A 15,483-nucleotide genomic window follows, 5' to 3' on the forward strand; every position below is an offset into this window, starting at 1 on the left:
CGGCCTGGCCGGCGTCGCGCTGCTCGCGGGCTTCCTCGCCCGCCAGCGCGGTCTGACCGCCCCGCTGCTCCCCCTCACCGTGCTGCGCGACCGGGGCCGGGCGACGGCGTACGCCGCCACCGCGGTCAGCGTGGTCGGCACGTTCGGCATGTTCTTGATGCTGACCTACCACTTCCAGGTGGTGCTCGGGTACAGCACGGTGCGCACCGGGCTGGCGTTCTTGCCGATGACGCTCGCGGTGGCCGGCAGCTCCTACGGCATCGCCAGCCGGCTGATGGACACGGTCGCGCCGCGCGTCCTGGTCGCCCCCGGCCTGCTGGTCGCGGCCGTCGGGCTCGGGCTGCTCACCCAGCTCACCCCGTCGAGCGGCTACGCGACCACGATCCTGCCGGCCGAGGTGCTGGTCGGCCTCGGCATCGGCTGCGTGTTCACCCCCTCGATCGGCGTGGCCACCAGCGGCGTCGACCTGCGGCTCACCGGCGTGGCGGCGGCCACCGCCAACACCGCGATGCAGATCGGCAGCAGCGTCGGCACGGCGGTGCTCAACACCGTCGCCGTCGACGCCACCCGCGGCTACGCCGGCACCCCGACCGCGGCGCTGGTCCACGGCTTCGCCACCGCGACCGGCGGGGCCGCGCTGGCCCTGGTCGCCGGGGCGGTCCTGGTCGTCGCGTTCCTGCGGCCGGCGGCGCCGGCGCCCGCCTCGGGGGGTGCGCAGCGATGACCGTCGAGCTCAACCACACGCTCGTCCACGTCCGCGACATCTGGTCGGCCGCCCGTGAGGTCGCCGGCGTCCTCGGGCTCGCCGAGCCCGCGTCGTACGGACCGTTCGCGGTGCTCTCGCTCGACAACGGCGCCTCGCTCGACTTCCTCGAGGACACCGGGGAGATCCAGGCCCAGCACTACGCGTTCCTGGTCGGAGAGGACGACTTCGACGCGATCTGGGCCCGGATCCGCGAGCAGGGACGGCAGTTCTGGGCGGACCCCTTCAAGCAGCAGCCGGGCCGCATCAACCATGGCGACGGGGGTCGCGGGCTCTACTGGGAGGGTCCCGACGGCCACTGGCTGGAGATCATCACGCGGCCCTACGGCAGCGGTGCGCAGGACGATGAGCAGGGAGAGGGGTGAGGGCGTGGCCGTCTTCGGGCACACCCCGCTGACCCGGCTGGCCAACCGCAGGCTGACCCGGATGGTCGGCCGCGGGCGGGGTCCGTCGTTCATCCGCCTGCTCACCGTCACCGGGCGGCGCACCGGCCGGCCGCACACCACGCCGGTGGTGCCGGTCGTGCGCGGCGCGGATCGGTGGCTGGTCGCGGCGTACGGCGAGGTCGGCTGGGTCCGCAACGCCCGCGCCGCGGGTGTCGTCACGCTGAGCCGGGGCGACACCGCCGAGACGCTCCGCGCGGTCGAGGTCGGTCCGGCCGAGGCGGTGCCGGTGCTGCGGGCCTACCGGGCGCTGCGGCCGGCCGGCTGGGTCGTCCGCTCGCACCTGGCCTTCGGCCCCCGCTCCTCGGACGCCGAGATCGCCGCCGTCGCCGCGCGCCACCCGGTGTTCCGGCTGGTGCCACGGTGACCGTGCCGCTCAGGCAGCAGTGGGCGGTCCGTCGAGCACCGTGGGCAGGTACTCGAGCAGCTGCAGCCGGCCGTCGAAGGTCCGCGACTCGACCAGGTCCAGCCGCACGTCGGGCCAGCCGTCGTAGATCCGGTCGTGCCCGGTGGCGCCGTTGACGACCGGGAACACGACCACGCGGTAGCGGTCGACCAGTCCGGCGGCCAGGAGCGCGCGGCACAGGCTGAGGCTGCCGATCGTGCGCAGCGGCACCTCGCTCTCGGCCTTCAGGGTCCGCACCACGTCGACCGCCTCCCCCGCGACGAGCCTGGCGTTCCCCCACGACAGCGGCGCCTCGAGGGTGCGGGAGAACACGACCTTGGGCCGGCGGGCGAGGTCGTCCATGTCCTCGCCGCCGGACTCGGCGAAGCCGGCGAACAGCCGGTATGTCGTCGCGCCCATCAGCAGCGCGTGCTCCTCCTCGCCGAGGCGGTCGAGCCACGCGAAGTACTCCGGCCCGCCCAGTCCCCACAGCCCCGGCCAGCCCTCCGCGGCGCCGAAGCCGTCGAGGGAGGTGATGAAGTCGACCGTCAGCTCCTGCATGCCCCGTCCTCCTTGCGTCGCGCGACGTCCGGGTCGCGTGTGCCCCATCCTTCGGCGCCGCGGCCGCCATCGTCGAGGGCGTGGCGCGGACACGTCCGAGAACCTGGGCACCGCGGCCGGGCGGCCCTACCGCGGCTGCGCGTTCGCGGCGACCGGCGCCCGGCCGGCGGCACGCGACTGGGTGAGCCGGTAGTGGGAGGGGGCGACGCCGTAGGTGCTGACGAACGCCTGGCGCAGGGCCTCGGCGGTGCCGAAGCCGCAGCGGCCCGCGATCGCCTCGACGGTCAGGTCGGTGCCGGTGAGCAGGTGCCCCGCGGCCTCGGTCCGGGCCTGCCGGACGAACCGGCCCGGGGTGACGCCGAGCTCGCGCAGGAACAGGCGCGAGAGATGCCGTTCGCTGACCCCGGCGCGCGCGGCGAGCGCGGCCGTCGACAGGTCCGCGCCCAGGTGGGACGCGATGTGCGTGGCGGCGTCCTGGACGAGGGAGTGCCGGATGGCGGGCGGCGCGGTGAACATGCTCATCTGGGCCTGGTTGCCCGGGCGCTGGAGGTACGTCACCAGCTGGCGGGAGACGTCGCGCGCGAGCTCCGCGCCCGCATCGGCCTCGATGAAGGACAGCGTGAGGTCGAGGGCCGCCGTGACGCCGGCGGAGGTGCACACGCCGTCGTCGTCGACGAAGATCGGGACGCGGTCGAAGTCGACCTGGGGGAACCGGTCGCCCAGGGTCGTCGCGTGGTCCCAGTGGGTCGCGGCCCGCCGGCCGTCGAGCAGGCCCGCGGCGGCCAGGACGCCGGCGCCGGTGCACACCGAGGCCACCCGTCGCGAGATCCGCGCCAGGCGGCGTACATGCGCGACCAGCCGGGCGTCCTCCATCGCCTCGACGTAGCCGATGCCGCCCGAGACGACCAGGGTGTCGACGGGGCCGCGCACCCGCTCCAGGGCACCCTCGGCGTTGACGACCAGGCCGGTGGCGGTGTGGATCGGCGCTCCTCCGGGCGAGACCAGCTGGGGCCGGTACAGCGCGCGGCCGTGGAGGTAGTTGGCCATCTGCAGCGTCGAGACCACACATGCGATGTCGAGCAGCTCGGCCGCGTGATAGCCGATCACCAGGATCCGGCGGGGGTCGTCCACGCCACCAGCCTACGAAGCCTGGTGACAGGAGGCGACATGTCCGGCTGACCGGTATCCCAGGTTTTCGGACATCCCGGTGGAGGTTACGAGCGCACGGCCGCGCCCCCGGACATCGTCGCCGACATGACCCACGTGGTGATCCCCCTGTACGACGGCTTCACGGCGCTCGACGTCGTCGGGCCGTACCAGATGCTGGCCCTGACGCCGGGCGTGACGGTGAGCCTCGCGGCGCCGGAGCCGGGTCCGGTGCTCGACGACCGCCGGATGCTCGCGCTGGTCGCGGGCTCCCTGGCCGAGGTCGACCGGCCCGACGTGGTCGTGGTGCCGGGCGGACCCGGCACGGTGCTCGCGCTGCGGGGCGACCTGCCCGCCTGGCTGTCGGCGGTGCACGAGCACACCACCTGGACGACGTCGGTGTGCTCGGGGTCCCTGCTGCTGGGCGCGGCCGGGCTCCTGCAGGGGCTGCGCGCGACGACGCACTACCGCCATCTCGACAAGCTCCCGCTCTTCGGCGCCGTCGCCACCGCCGAGCGCGTCGTCGAGGAGCCCGCCGCCCGGATCGTGACCGCGGCGGGCGTCTCCAGCGGCCTCGACATGGGGCTGCGGCTGGTGGAGCTGATCACCGACCGGCGCACGGCGCAGGCCGTGCAGCTGTGGACCGAGTACGACCCGCAGCCGCCGTACGACGCCGGCTCGCTCGCCTCGGCACACCCCGACGTCCAGGAGCTCGCAGCCGGCTACGAGGCCGCCGCCCTGGCGGCGTTCGCGGACGACACGCACGACGCGGGTCGATAGCGTGCCCTGATGACCATCAAGCTCGAGAACGTCGGCATCGCCGTCCGCGACCTCGAGGCGACGATCGCCTTCTTCACCGACCTCGGCCTGACGGTCCTGGGCCGGGACACGATCAGCGGCGAGTGGGCCGACACCGCCGTCGGCCTCGACGGCAACCACGCCAGGATCGCCATGCTCCAGACGCCCGACGGCCACGGCCGGCTGGAGCTCTTCGAGTATCTCCATCCCGACGCCATCGAGACCGGGCCCACCCGGCCCAACGACATCGGCATGCACCGGGTCGCGTTCTCGGTCGACGACCTCGATGCGGCCCTGGAGGTCGCGGCGCGGCACGGCTGCCACCCGCTGCGCGGCGTGGCGACGTACGAGGACGTCTACCGGCTCACCTACCTGCGTGGTCCCAGCGGCATCCTGCTGATGCTGGCCGAGGAGCTGAAGCAGGCCTAGGAGGCGGTGAGGGCGGCGTGGGGCCACCGGGTCAGCGACTCGTCGAGGACGGCCAGCGCGCGAGCCCACGACTCCTCGCTCGTGGGGCCGCGGCCCCCGAACGCACCGCCGGCCTCGAGCTCGACGAAGCCGCGCAGCAGGCTCGCCATTAGCCGGACGGCGTGCACCCGGTCGGCCTCGGGGACGGGGTATCCGCGCAGCACCGCCAGGGACTGCGCGGCGACGCGCGCCGCGGCCTCCTCCAGGGTCGGGGTCGGCGCTACGTCGAGCGTCCCGGCGGCCGCGAAGCGCCCGGGGTGCTCGCGCGCGTAGTCGCGATGGACGTTCGCCCACGCCGCCAAGGCGCGGCGGCCCGAGCGCCCGGCCAGCGCCCGGTCGCCGCGGTCGGCCAGGTCCGTCAGGGCCAGCTCCGCCAGGCCGGCCCGCAGGTCGTCGGTGCCGCGGACGTGGGAGTACAGGCTCGGCGTTCGCACCCCGAGCTCTCGAGCGACCGCGCTCAGGGTGGCTGCGCGCAGCCCGCGCTCGTCCGCGAGCACCGCGGCCATCTCCAGCACCGCGGGCCGGGTCAGCCCCGCGCGGGTCACCTGAGGATCCGTCGGATGAAGCCGTCGAGGTTGCGCACCAGGCGCTCGACCCGCTGCTCCGGGGACGTCGTCTCCTCCAGGAGGCTGACGACCGGCGTCGGGGCCCAGCCCCGGGCATAGCCCGAGCAGCGCAGGTCGGCGCACACGTCGAGGCCGACGGAGTTGCCGTCGCGGCCGGCCTTGCCGCCGCGGTTGGCGACCATGAGGGACACGCCGTCGGTCGGGTGGACGGTGCAGCACAGCGAGCACATCCGGGCCCGGCCGCTGCCGCCGGCGTTGCGGCGCAGTCGCACCCCCACGACGCCGTCCCCGCGGGGCGCCACGACGTACGCCACGCGGGGCGCCTGGGGGTCGACCCACCCGAGGAAGTCGAGGTCGTCCCACCGGATCTCGTCGAGGCCGTCGGGCAGGTGGGCGCGCTGCGCCTCGCCCCGGCTGCAGTTGACGAACGAGCCGCGGATCTCCCGCTCGGTGAGCGCCTCCATGCGGGCCACGCTAAGGAACCTAATGCAATTAGGCAACTCCCTAAGGACATGAGAGACTCGGCGCCTGGCCAAAGTGAGACACTGTTGTCTAGTCTAGCCCGCCATGCGACGACGAATACTCCTGGTCCTGACCCTGCTCACCCTGGTCGCCGCGGCGGGCACCGAGGTGGGACTGCCGCCCCTGGCCGAGAGCCGGGTCCGCGACCGACTCGACGCGCTCGGCCAGGTCACCGACGTCGAGGTCAGCTCGCGACCCGCGGTCAAGCTGCTCGCGGGCCAGGTCGACCAGGCGGTGGTCCGGATGTCCTCCGCCACCCTCGACACCGCCGGCCTGGACCCGGAGCTGCTCACCAAGGCCGAGCGTGTGGACACCCTCCAGGCGCGCGTCGACACGCTGCGTGCCGGGCCCCTCGACATCGACGGCGTCCTTCTCGACAAGCGCGGCGACCGCCTGGACGCCTCCGCGCACGTGGATCTCGAGCAGCTCCGAGAGCTGTTGCCCGGCGCCGACCTCAACGTCTCCCACGGCAACCTGGTGCTCGAGCTGGCCCGGCTCCCGATCCCGATCCCGCTCCCCGGCCCGCTCCGCCTCCGGATCGACGCCGAGGACGGCCGCGTCGTTGCCCGCCCCACGGGGGTCGCGGCCGGCCTGCTCCCCGCGCAGACGCTGCTGGACCGCCCCGAGCTGGCTGTGACCGACCTGCAGGGGGACCTGACCGACGACGACCTGAGGCTCGAGGCCAGCGCCACGCTCACCCCGTCGTCGTGACGCCTCCGGGGCGCGGTCGCGGCGGAGGTCAGCCGCGGTGGTCCTCGACGTGCACGAGGGTCGTGTAGGTGGTGGCGTCGCCGTCCGCGACGCGGAACGGCCCGGGTCGGGTCGGCCCCGCGAAGGAGGCGAACACCACCGCCATCCCCGGCGCGACCCGCGCCGATCCGCGCCGGGCGAGCAGATCGAGCCAGCGCCGGTCGAACGCGACCGGGGAGGCGACCACGAAGCTCCACGCGGTCCCATGGCTCACCGTCAGCAGGTCGTCGCCCCAGAGCCTCAGGACGCGTGCCCGCGCCGGCCGGTGCTGGTGGCCGGCGAAGCCGAGCTGCGGATGGGCGAAGTCGATCGAGCCGCCCGGCTCGACGACGATGCGCAGGAGCGGGACCTTGCCGGGACGCCAGCGGGCCGGCCGGCCCCGCGTCAGGTAGCCGAGCTGGAACGCGCTGACCATCTCGGTCCGGGACGCCCGCTGCCACTCCACACCGCGCGCCGTGCCAGCCGGTGCGCCCGGGGGCGGCCCCATCGTCCTCGAGGCGGGCTCCGGCCTGCTGCGCGGTCCGGTCAGCACGGGTCCTCCGCGTCTGGTCGCTCGCCGAGCGTGTCGACCTCGGGCGCCCGGGAGGCCCGCTCTCGGGCGATGCGTACGACGTCCTCAGGGGCGGGCCTCACGTCGTCGGCGACCAGGACCCCCGCCAGCCTCCGGCGCAGCTCCCGGCGCCGGTGCCCGCGCCGCGGGTCGCCGGACTCGGCGGCCTCTGCGGCCTCGTCGGCCGGTCCGAGCGGTCCCTCCCCGTCGCGGGTGAGGAGCACGAAGGCCTCCTCCGCCGGCACCGGGCGGTGCTTCTCGTGGTAGCCGCCCTCGGGCGACCGGAGGATCACCCCGGTCTCGTCGCCGTGCGTCAGGCGGGCGAGGTCGGAGCGCTGGAGCGAGAGGCACCAGCGTCTGGTGACGACGAACGCGATGACCGGTCCGAGGAGGATCAGGACCCGGAACAGGTAGGTGATCTGGTTGATCGACAGGTGCAGCTTCACGGCGATGATGTCGTTTCCGCCCGCCGCCCAGGCGACCGCGTAGAACGTCACGAGCGAGACCACGAACGCCGTACGGACCGGGGCGTCGCGGGGTCGCTGGAGGAGGTGGTGGTCGCGATCGTCGCCGGTGACCCACCGCTCGAGGAACGGCAGCGCCACCACGATGCCCAGGAGCACGACCGGCGCCACGAGGATCGGGAGCATGACGTTCCACGAGATCGTGTAGCCGAACGCGTGCGTCTCGAGACCGGGCATGATCCGCAGCAGGCCGTCGGGCCAGGCGAGGTACCAGTCCGGCTGGACGCCGGCGGTGATCTTGCTCGGGTCGTAGGGCCCGTACTTCCACACCGGGTTGATCGTGAACAGGGCTCCGAGCAGGGCCGCAACGCCGAACACGATGAGGAAGAACCCGCCGGCCTTGGCCATGTAGACGGGGAAGAACGGGTAGCCGACCACGTTGTCGTTGGTCCGGCCGGGCCCGGGCCAGTGCGTGTGCTTGTGGTAGACGACCAGGATCAGGTGCAGCGTCACCAGGGCCAGCAACAGGCCCGGGATCAGCAGGACGTGGAAGACGTAGAGGCGCGCGATGACCGCGTCGCCGGGGAACTCGCCGCCGAAGATGAAGAACGACAGGTAGGTGCCGACCACCGGTGTCGCCTTCACGAAGCCGTCCATGGCCCGCAGGCCGGTGCCCGAGAGGAGGTCGTCGGGCAGCGAGTAGCCGAAGAAGCCCTCGAGCGTGCCGAGCAGCAGCATCAGGCAGCCGATGACCCAGTTCAGGTCGCGGGGCTTGCGGAAGCTGCCGGTGAGGGCGTGGCGGAGCAGGTGGATCAGCATGGCGGCGATGAAGATGTGCGCGGACCAGTGGTGGATCTGCCGGACCAGCAGGCCGCCGCGGACGTCGAAGGAGATCTCCAGCGTCGAGGCGAACGCGCGCGACATCTCGATGCCACGCAGCGTCTCGTAGGAGCCCTGGTAGCGGGTCTCGGCCATGCTCGGGTCGAACCAGAAGGTCAAGAAGACGCCCGTCACGAGGAGCACCGTGAAGCTCCACAGCGCGATCTCGCCGAGCAGGAACGACCAGTGGTCGGGGAACACCTTCCGCAAGGAGAACAGACGCCGGTCGATCTTCGACAGACCGAGGCGATCATCGGCCCACCCGGCGGCCGCACCGGCGCGGCTGCGGGTCCTCGGGATCGCCGGCTCGCGCCCGTTCGTGGCGGCGAGGCGGCCGGCGACGTCGGCTTGGTCGTGCATGTGTGGTCCTCTCCTGACGGGATCCGCCACACACAAGACAATCGAGACCTCGGATCTGTGACATCGCACCGAGATCGCGCCGACGGCCGCCGGAGTCATCGCGCCGGGCGGGCGGGTCTCCTGGTCACGGCCCGGTGATCCTCGTGAGCCGTCCCGTCCCGGCCCTGCCGTCCCCGAACGCCTGAGCGACCTGCCCGGCGGTCGCGGCCACCCGGTCAGGTGCTGCCGAAGCGACGCCACCGACTCCGCTCGTGGAAGATCTCGTTGGCGTCCCCGACGGTGCCCAGGTGACCCAGCTTGTCGGGGTTGTTCACGGAGTGGAGGGTCTGGATCCGGCCGTCCAGGATGTCCAGCGACCAGGCCGCCAGGATCCCGCCGTCGGGTGCCCTGAGGATCGCGCCGGGCTGGCCGTTGATCTCGCGGGTCTCGATCGCACAACCCATCTCGATCAGCGGGGTCACCCCGGCGATCAGGGCCCGCGCGGTCTTGTCCGCGCCGAGAGCACCGCCCCGCGCACGCACCTTGCCGCCGCCGTCGGCGACGACGTTCACGTCGGCCGCCAGCATCTCCCGGAGCGCGTCCACATCGCCCTCCTTGAGGGCGGTGAAGAACAGCTGGGCGAGCTCGGTCCGCTTGGCGCGGTCGACCTCGAACCGGGGCCGACCCTCCTGCATGTGGCTCCGGGCGCGGGACACCAGTTGGCGGCACGCCGCCTGGGACCGGTCGACGGCGGCAGCCACCTCGGCGTAGCTGAACCCGAAGACCTCGCGCAGGACGAAGGCCGCGCGCTCGAGCGGCGAGAGCCGCTCGAGGAGCAGGAGCGCCGCCATCGACACCGAGTCGGCGAGCTCGGCCGCGTGCGCCGGATCCTCGTAGGGGTCGACGAGGAGCGGCTCGGGCACCCACGAGCCGACGTACTGCTCCCTGCGGACCCGGGCGGAGCGCAGCACGTCGATCGCGATCCGCGTGATCGTCGTCGACAAGAAGGCCTTGAGGTCGCGGGGCCGCGTGGTGGTCGCGGCGTAGCGCAGCCAGGTCTCCTGCACCGCGTCCTCCGCCTCGCTGACACTGCCGAGGATCCGATAGGCGATCGAGAACAGCAGGGGCCTGAGCTCCGCGAACTCCGCCGTCTGCCCCGGGTCTGGTGCCATCTCGCTCGTCCCTTCTGCGCGTCGGGTGCTGTGCACCAGACGGCGGCGAGTGTCGAGTTGTGACATCACATCACGCCGCGCTCGGGCCGCCGGGTCCCCCGCCCAGTGATGTCACGGACCGGAGCCCTCGCCCGTCTGCTGTCCGTGACCCCCCGAAGAGAGGGAGCCGACGGGCCCCGTATCGCCCCGCGGTCGTCCGAGCTCCGCGCCTGCCCGACGACCTCCCGGGATCGCTGACATGTCCGACGACACGTACTACTGGCAGGCGGCCCGCCGGATGTGGCAGCAGCTCGAGGGCACGCACGCACTGGCGTACTACGCACCGGAGGTCTTCGACGAGCTCGCCGGCCTGGGGTTCGCCACGGCGACCCGGTGGCCGACGTACTTCCCGCTGCGGGCCGCACCCCTGGGCGCGGCGGGACCCCGGCGCGTGGCCGCGGCCTTCTACAGCTTCAACCCCCGGATGGTCGCCGAGCACATCGCCCCCGCGTGGGAGGTCGCCTCCCCGGGCGCGGTCCTCGCGGCCCGGCTCCGAGGCGTCGACCGGCTGTTCCGCTCCCTGATGGGCGACCAGATCGGCTCGGCCGACTTCGCGGAGGCGGCCGGGCTGCTGCGCCGGGTGGCCGAGGCCGCCGACTGCAGCGCCCGCCCGATGGGAGCGGCGCAGGCGGACCTGCCCTGGCCCGGCGACCCGCACCTCGTGCTCTGGCAGGCCGTGACCCTGATCCGGGAGCACCGCGGCGACGGTCACGTCGCCGCCCTGCTGGTCAACGGGCTCGATCCCTGCGAGGCGCTCGTCTCCTTCGCCGCCGTCGGTGCCGCGCCGGTGTCGACCTTCCGTAGCCGTCAGTGGAGCGAGGAGGAGTGGGAGGCGGCGTCCGAACGCCTCCGCGCGCGCGGCTGGATCCATCCCGACGGCACGGCCACCGACGCCGGCATCGCCGGACGTGACCGCGTCGAAGCGGCGTGGCTGCGCCGCGAGTTCCCCGACCAGCCGCGCTGGCACGTGTGTCACGAGACATCTACCAAGCGCTCTACAACGGCGCCATTGGCGGCCTGAGCAGGAGACTCGCTCGCAAGTTGCGGACCGGGCGCCCCTTCCGCAAGCGCCGCCGGCGGGCCAACGAGCGTACCCCACGGTTCATCGCACCGGCGCTGCTGATCGACCACCGGCCGGTCGAGGCCGACCTGCGTATCCGTGTCGGGGATTGGGAAGGCGACCTCATCACCGGCCGCGGCGGCATGTCCGCAATCGACACGCTCGCATGCCGCCACAGCCGCTATGAAGCGGATCCACCTCCCCGGCCGTCGGACCGCCGAAAACCTGGTCGCCGCGCTCCACGAGGCGCTTGACGACCTGCCGGAATCGGTGCGGCACACCCTGACCTGAGATCAGGGATCGGAGATGGCTGGCCACGAGCAGATCAGGGCGCTGTTCTCTCAGGGCGTGTACTTCGCCCACGCTGACAAGCCCTGACAACGGCCCACCAACGAGAACACCAACGGGCTGCTGCGCCAGTACTTCCCCAAAGGCAGCGACCTGCGCGTCCACACCCTGGCCGACCTCCGAGCGATCGAGCACCGCCTGAACACCCGTCCCCGCAAGACGCTCGACTGGGCGACCCCGGAGCAAATCATGGCCGCAGCGATAGCCACCCCATGACCATCGTGTTGCGACCCCAGCTCGAATCCGCGATAGAACTCGCCTGCCGCGAGGGGGTCAGTTTTCAGCCGCCGTTGACACTCCGCGGTCAATAAGTTGCGGACCTCCCGTGACTGGCGGCGTGAAGACGCAGGGAAGCTGCGCCCGGCTCAGCATGATCCACCGAGGGGTGGCAGACGTGGACCCGGAGCGCCGACACGCTCGGCCGGGCACCCCTGATGAACCTCAGGAGGGAATCGATCCACGGAACGGGTCCGCTCTTCGGACCGATGCCCTGCAGGTGATCCAATCCTCCCCCTCGGTGGTGTCCAGCCGCTCAAGCATGGGGCAGGCGTAGCATCTCTCCAGGTCGATGATGTCGTCTTCCCGACGGGGACACACCACCTTGTCGTCGACGACGGTGATCGCCCGGGAGGGCCGCCGGTGTCTGCGCATGATCTTCATGACCCGAAGGTAGAATGGTCAGTCCGTTTCGAGTAGGGACTTTGGTCCTCCACCCTCAGGAGATGGTGAGCGCCTCTGGATGACGGCCAAGGGGGCCGACCCGCGCCGTTTTCCCGCACGAGTCGGACGCCGCGGAAGCGGCGGTCGCACGACTGATCGCCCAGCGCGGCGGATCAGGGCACCAGGCTGGGGGTCGACCTCGTGCGTACGAGGAAGTCAGCGAGAGGACGCGTCATGTCGGCTGCAGCCTCGCGCGGTACGCCGCCACCGGACTCGAGGATCTTGCGGACTGCCATGTAGTCACGGGGCGCATTGATCGCGTCGATGGCGATGAGCCTGCCGTCACGGTAGTAGAGCGCGGAGAACTGCTCGGTCGTCACGTCCCCGCGAAGCACCACCTCATCGAAGCCCGTCGAGAGTCCCGCGGTCTGCATCTTGAGGTCACCCTGGTCCGACCAGAACCAGGGCACCGTGGCCAGCGGGTCGCGCAGACCGGCCAGCGTGGCCGCTGCGGCCCGGGCCTGATCGATGGCGTTCGCGACCGACTCGATTCGGCGTATGCCGCCGGGGACGCGCATGGACGTACAGTCACCTGCCGCGACAACACCGGCACGGCTCGTGCGACCCAACTCGTCGACGAGGATGCCACCGCCAGCGACCTCCAGACCGAGCTGTTCGGCCAACTCGGTGTGCGCCACGATGCCGATGCCCACCAGCACCAGATCGGCACGCAGGCTCGTGCCGTCGGCCAGCTCGACCGAGCGCACAGCGCCCTCCCCGGAGAGCGCGGCGACGCCCGAGCCCAGCAGGACCTGGACACCGCGACGGCGGTGCGCGTCTGCGTAGAAGTCCGCGACCACGGGAGCCACTGCGCGGGCCATGAGCTGCGGCAAGGCTTCCACCACCGCGACCTGGCAGCCGCGCGCGCGGGCGACCGCGGCCGCCTCGAGGCCGATGAATCCTCCACCGATGACGACCACATGCTCGGCAGACGCGAGGCCTTCACGCAGCGCCAACGCGTCCGCGAGATCGCGGAGGTAGAGGACGTTGCCCAGGTCGGCACCGGGGACGGACAGGCGCCGGGGTGTGCCGCCAACGGTCAGCGCGAGCTGATCGAATTCGAAGGCTCGCCCGCGGGCGGTCGACGCAGCACCGCCGCCGACCGCCATCGAGACCTCGGAGATCCATTCACCCGTCACGACGTCGATCCCGCGATCGCGGTAGTACGTCGCGGGCCGCAGCAGCATCGAGTCGGCGGCAGCCTCGCCGGCGAGGAACGCCTTCGACAAGGGTGGCCGGCGGTAGGGCAGGTGTGGCTCGGCACCGACCAGCGTCACTGGCGCGGTCACGCCGTGCTCGCGCAGGCCGCATGCCAGCTGGGCGCCGGCCTGGTTGGCACCGATGATCAGGATCCCGTCAGACGACACGACACCTCCCATGTTGGTAGGACCATTAAACCATAAGGTGTGATCGGAGGTAGTACGCATCGCGTACGATCTGCGCGTGCCCCCACCTGTGGACCCTGAGCTGGTCGACCAGCTGCGCGTCGCCGTCGTCCGGCTAGAGCGAAGGCTGCGCAAGAGCAGCACCACCGGCGGCGCCACCCCATCCCAGTACTCCGCGCTCTCCCTCTTGGGTCGGCACGGGCCGTTGCGGCTGGGCGAGCTCGCTCGGCGGGAGCAGATCAGCAAGTCGTCTGTCACCCGCTTGGTCGCGGGGCTGGAGCGGGGCGGACTGGTCCGTCGGATCGAAGACGACACCGATGCTCGCAGCGCCTCGGTCGAGCTCTCGACCACGGGTCGTGAACTGCTGTCCGAGATGATGCGAGGATCGAACGACTACCTGCGCGACCGCCTCGCGGCTTTGGACGAACATGACCGCGCCACCCTCGCGGACGCCGTCGAGATCCTCACCCGCCTCGCCGCGCGCCCGTGAGCTACCGGTCCGCCACGTTCCGCTCCTTCGAGCACCGCGCCTACCGACTCTTCTTCATCGGGCAGACCGTCTCGACGATCGGGACCTGGGCCCAGAAGGTCGGCCAGGCCTGGTTGGTCCTGGAGCTCACCGGGTCGGGCACCCTGCTCGGGATCACGGTCGGCCTCCAGCAGGCGCCCACCCTCCTGCTCACGCCCTGGGCCGGGCTACTGGCCGATCGCGTGGATCGCCGCACTCTCTTGCTGATGACGCAGCTCGGCGGCCTGCCCGCCGCGGCGCTGACGGCACTGTCCGTTGCCGACGCCCTGTCCGTAGGAGCGATCATCGCGCTGGCCGTCATCACCGGAGTCGCGGACGCCGTGGACAAGCCGGTGCGACACACGTTCGCAGCCGACATCGTCCCGGCGAACGACGTGACGAACGCCGTGGCCCTCAACAGCGCGATGTTCAACGCCGGCAAGGTGCTCGGGCCTGCTGCGGCAGGCGTCAGCATCAATCTGGTCGGAGTCAGCGCCTGCTTCGCCTTCAACGTCTTCTCGTACGCCGTCATGGCCATCACGCTGCTGCGCATCAGACCGACCAAGGTGCACGCCAGGACCATCGCCCCTAGCGAGCGACAGGCCCTGCGCGCCGGACTGCATCACGTCCGGACGACCCCGACGCTCGCCGCAACCTTGACGCTCATGGCCGTCACGGGCCTGGTGGCCTACGAATGGACGACCGCCGTACCTATGCTCGCGCGCGTCCACTCCCCCGACCCGGCGGTCATCGGCTACTTCTTCTCCGCGATGGGCGTCGGCGCGGTCACCGTGAGCCTTGCGCTCGCGGGCGCCCTGAGGGCAACGCCCCAGACCCTTGTCGTGGCCGGCGCGTCGTTCGCCGCCTCCCTCGGCCTAGTGGCCGCGGCGCCCAACTTCGTCACCGCGCTCTGCGCGCTGGTCGCCCTGGGCGGGGTGGCGACCACGTTCCGCGCACTCGCCACCTCGTTGGTCCAAATCGTGGCTGCCCCCGCCCTGCGCGGCCGAGTCGTCTCGCTGCTCATCGTTGCCCTCAACGGCACCTCGCCGGCCAGCGGACCGCTCATCGGGGCGATCTCAGAAAGGTGGGGGGCGCGGGTCGCGGTCGCTCTAGGTGCTGGGATCTCGCTCGCGGCAGTCCTGGTGGCGTGGCACTACCTGCGGCGCACCGGCGGATGGGCTCGACCCATCGGGCGCGGGGACTTGACGTGACCCGGCTCACCGGTAATGGTTAGTCCATTAGTTCAATGAGAGGGAGCAGCGTGCCGAAGGTCGTTTACGTGGGCAGCGACGGCGTCGACCGCGCTATCGACGCCAGCCCCGGCGAGAGCGTGATGTCCGCAGCGTTGCGTGCCGGGGTCCCCGGGATCATCGGCGAGTGCGGCGGCAACAACTCCTGCGCCACCTGTCACGTCTGGGTCCGTGACGAGTTCCGTGAGGCGGTGGGTGGTCCGGGCGACCTCGAGGCCGACCTGCTCGATCTCGGCGTCTCCGACCCCCGCGACTCCAGTCGACTGGGTTGCCAGATCGAGCTCACCGAGGAACTCGACGGGCTCACTGTCGACGTACCGCCCACCCAGCCCTAGCCTGCCCCGGCCCGCCACCACCACGGACGAGG

Annotated in this window: 19 protein-coding genes; 10 read left to right on the forward strand and 9 right to left on the reverse strand. The window is 72.1% G+C overall.

The window, feature by feature from the left end:
- The 3 genes from VGD85_RS12845 to VGD85_RS12855 form a co-directional block, all read left to right on the forward strand.
- Window positions 1-724, forward strand: a 724-nt coding sequence (locus VGD85_RS12845) for an MFS transporter (RefSeq protein WP_331063834.1), incomplete at its 5' end; no start/stop codon positions are given.
- Window positions 721-1,128: a VOC family protein gene (locus VGD85_RS12850; RefSeq protein ID WP_331063835.1), complete on the forward strand. Its 408-nt coding sequence runs from the start codon at window positions 721-723 to the stop codon at window positions 1,126-1,128. The genes VGD85_RS12845 and VGD85_RS12850, both read left to right, overlap by 4 nt.
- A 4-nt stretch (window positions 1,129-1,132) precedes the next feature.
- Window positions 1,133-1,573 carry a nitroreductase/quinone reductase family protein gene (locus tag VGD85_RS12855; RefSeq protein WP_331063836.1) on the forward strand — a complete coding sequence of 147 codons (441 nt, stop codon included), beginning with the start codon at window positions 1,133-1,135 and terminating at the stop codon, window positions 1,571-1,573.
- A gap of 9 nt (window positions 1,574-1,582) precedes the next feature.
- Here VGD85_RS12855 and VGD85_RS12860 read toward each other — a convergent pair whose 3' ends face one another.
- Complete coding sequence (locus VGD85_RS12860; protein WP_331063837.1) at window positions 1,583-2,152, reverse strand: dihydrofolate reductase family protein; 570 nt, start codon at window positions 2,150-2,152, stop codon at window positions 1,583-1,585.
- A 126-nt stretch (window positions 2,153-2,278) separates the two neighbouring features.
- Complete coding sequence (locus VGD85_RS12865) at window positions 2,279-3,283, reverse strand: GlxA family transcriptional regulator (RefSeq protein WP_331063838.1); 1,005 nt, start codon at window positions 3,281-3,283, stop codon at window positions 2,279-2,281.
- A 123-nt stretch (window positions 3,284-3,406) separates the two neighbouring features.
- On the opposite strand from VGD85_RS12865, the gene VGD85_RS12870 reads away from it, so the two are divergent.
- Together VGD85_RS12870 and VGD85_RS12875 are read left to right on the forward strand one after the other, a co-directional pair.
- Window positions 3,407-4,078 (forward strand): DJ-1/PfpI family protein, encoded by a 672-nt coding sequence (locus VGD85_RS12870; protein ID WP_331063839.1) that lies wholly within the window; start codon window positions 3,407-3,409, stop codon window positions 4,076-4,078.
- Between the two features lie 9 nt (window positions 4,079-4,087).
- Window positions 4,088-4,525, forward strand: coding sequence for a VOC family protein (locus VGD85_RS12875; protein WP_331063840.1), 438 nt, complete (start codon window positions 4,088-4,090; stop codon window positions 4,523-4,525).
- On the opposite strand, the gene VGD85_RS12880 is transcribed toward VGD85_RS12875, so the two are convergent.
- Entirely contained in the window at window positions 4,522-5,109 is a 588-nt protein-coding gene (locus VGD85_RS12880; protein ID WP_331063841.1) for a TetR/AcrR family transcriptional regulator, read from the reverse strand. The two genes, VGD85_RS12875 and VGD85_RS12880, sit on opposite strands and share 4 nt — an antisense overlap.
- Window positions 5,106-5,594 carry an FBP domain-containing protein gene (locus VGD85_RS12885; protein ID WP_331063884.1) on the reverse strand — a complete coding sequence of 163 codons (489 nt, stop codon included), beginning with the start codon at window positions 5,592-5,594 and terminating at the stop codon, window positions 5,106-5,108. The genes VGD85_RS12880 and VGD85_RS12885 overlap by 4 nt, the downstream gene beginning before the upstream one ends.
- A gap of 103 nt (window positions 5,595-5,697) precedes the next feature.
- Here VGD85_RS12885 and VGD85_RS12890 point away from each other — a divergent pair, with 103 nt between their 5' ends.
- Window positions 5,698-6,363 (forward strand): LmeA family phospholipid-binding protein, encoded by a 666-nt coding sequence (locus tag VGD85_RS12890; protein ID WP_331063842.1) that lies wholly within the window; start codon window positions 5,698-5,700, stop codon window positions 6,361-6,363.
- Between the two features lie 28 nt (window positions 6,364-6,391).
- Here the strand turns inward: VGD85_RS12890 and VGD85_RS12895 are convergent, their stop codons facing one another.
- From VGD85_RS12895 to VGD85_RS12905, 3 genes are all read right to left on the reverse strand, one after another.
- Window positions 6,392-6,847, reverse strand: a complete 456-nt coding sequence (locus VGD85_RS12895) for a hypothetical protein (RefSeq protein ID WP_331063843.1) — start codon at window positions 6,845-6,847, stop codon at window positions 6,392-6,394.
- 80 nt (window positions 6,848-6,927) lie between these two features.
- A complete protein-coding gene (locus VGD85_RS12900; RefSeq protein ID WP_331063844.1) occupies window positions 6,928-8,655 on the reverse strand; it encodes a ubiquinol-cytochrome c reductase cytochrome b subunit in 1,728 nt (575 codons plus the stop codon).
- 215 nt (window positions 8,656-8,870) lie between these two features.
- Window positions 8,871-9,806, reverse strand: a complete 936-nt coding sequence (locus VGD85_RS12905; protein WP_331063845.1) for an RNA polymerase sigma-70 factor — start codon at window positions 9,804-9,806, stop codon at window positions 8,871-8,873.
- A 238-nt stretch (window positions 9,807-10,044) separates the two neighbouring features.
- On the opposite strand from VGD85_RS12905, the gene VGD85_RS12910 reads away from it, so the two are divergent.
- Complete coding sequence (locus VGD85_RS12910) at window positions 10,045-10,866, forward strand: SCO6745 family protein (protein WP_331063846.1); 822 nt, start codon at window positions 10,045-10,047, stop codon at window positions 10,864-10,866.
- Between the two features lie 828 nt (window positions 10,867-11,694).
- Here the strand turns inward: VGD85_RS12910 and VGD85_RS12915 are convergent.
- Window positions 11,695-11,913: a hypothetical protein gene (locus VGD85_RS12915; RefSeq protein ID WP_331063847.1), complete on the reverse strand. Its 219-nt coding sequence runs from the start codon at window positions 11,911-11,913 to the stop codon at window positions 11,695-11,697.
- 173 nt (window positions 11,914-12,086) lie between these two features.
- Window positions 12,087-13,340, reverse strand: coding sequence for an NAD(P)/FAD-dependent oxidoreductase (locus VGD85_RS12920; protein WP_331063848.1), 1,254 nt, complete (start codon window positions 13,338-13,340; stop codon window positions 12,087-12,089).
- Between the two features lie 76 nt (window positions 13,341-13,416).
- On the opposite strand from VGD85_RS12920, the gene VGD85_RS12925 reads away from it, so the two are divergent.
- The 3 genes from VGD85_RS12925 to VGD85_RS12935 are packed head-to-tail and all read left to right on the forward strand — an operon-like array spanning window position 13,417 to window position 15,451.
- Window positions 13,417-13,848 (forward strand): MarR family transcriptional regulator, encoded by a 432-nt coding sequence (locus VGD85_RS12925; RefSeq protein ID WP_331063849.1) that lies wholly within the window; start codon window positions 13,417-13,419, stop codon window positions 13,846-13,848.
- Entirely contained in the window at window positions 13,845-15,077 is a 1,233-nt protein-coding gene (locus tag VGD85_RS12930) for an MFS transporter (protein ID WP_331063850.1), read from the forward strand. The genes VGD85_RS12925 and VGD85_RS12930 overlap by 4 nt, the downstream gene beginning before the upstream one ends.
- A gap of 50 nt (window positions 15,078-15,127) precedes the next feature.
- Complete coding sequence (locus tag VGD85_RS12935; protein ID WP_331063851.1) at window positions 15,128-15,451, forward strand: 2Fe-2S iron-sulfur cluster-binding protein; 324 nt, start codon at window positions 15,128-15,130, stop codon at window positions 15,449-15,451.
- Window positions 15,452-15,483 lie beyond the last annotated feature (32 nt).

Source organism: Nocardioides sp. (assembly GCF_036401255.1).
Lineage (GTDB): Bacteria > Actinomycetota > Actinomycetes > Propionibacteriales > Nocardioidaceae > Nocardioides.

Coding starts and splice junctions, on each gene's coding strand:
- VGD85_RS12850 (WP_331063835.1), top strand. CDS start 721: ATGACCGTCGAGCTCAACCACACGCTCGTCCACGTCCGCGACATCTGG.
- VGD85_RS12860 (WP_331063837.1), bottom strand. CDS start 2,152: ATGCAGGAGCTGACGGTCGACTTCATCACCTCCCTCGACGGCTTCGGC.
- VGD85_RS12870 (WP_331063839.1), top strand. CDS start 3,407: ATGACCCACGTGGTGATCCCCCTGTACGACGGCTTCACGGCGCTCGAC.
- VGD85_RS12875 (WP_331063840.1), top strand. CDS start 4,088: ATGACCATCAAGCTCGAGAACGTCGGCATCGCCGTCCGCGACCTCGAG.
- VGD85_RS12885 (WP_331063884.1), bottom strand. CDS start 5,594: ATGGAGGCGCTCACCGAGCGGGAGATCCGCGGCTCGTTCGTCAACTGC.
- VGD85_RS12890 (WP_331063842.1), top strand. CDS start 5,698: ATGCGACGACGAATACTCCTGGTCCTGACCCTGCTCACCCTGGTCGCC.
- VGD85_RS12900 (WP_331063844.1), bottom strand. CDS start 8,655: ATGCACGACCAAGCCGACGTCGCCGGCCGCCTCGCCGCCACGAACGGG.
- VGD85_RS12905 (WP_331063845.1), bottom strand. CDS start 9,806: ATGGCACCAGACCCGGGGCAGACGGCGGAGTTCGCGGAGCTCAGGCCC.
- VGD85_RS12910 (WP_331063846.1), top strand. CDS start 10,045: ATGTCCGACGACACGTACTACTGGCAGGCGGCCCGCCGGATGTGGCAG.
- VGD85_RS12915 (WP_331063847.1), bottom strand. CDS start 11,913: ATGAAGATCATGCGCAGACACCGGCGGCCCTCCCGGGCGATCACCGTC.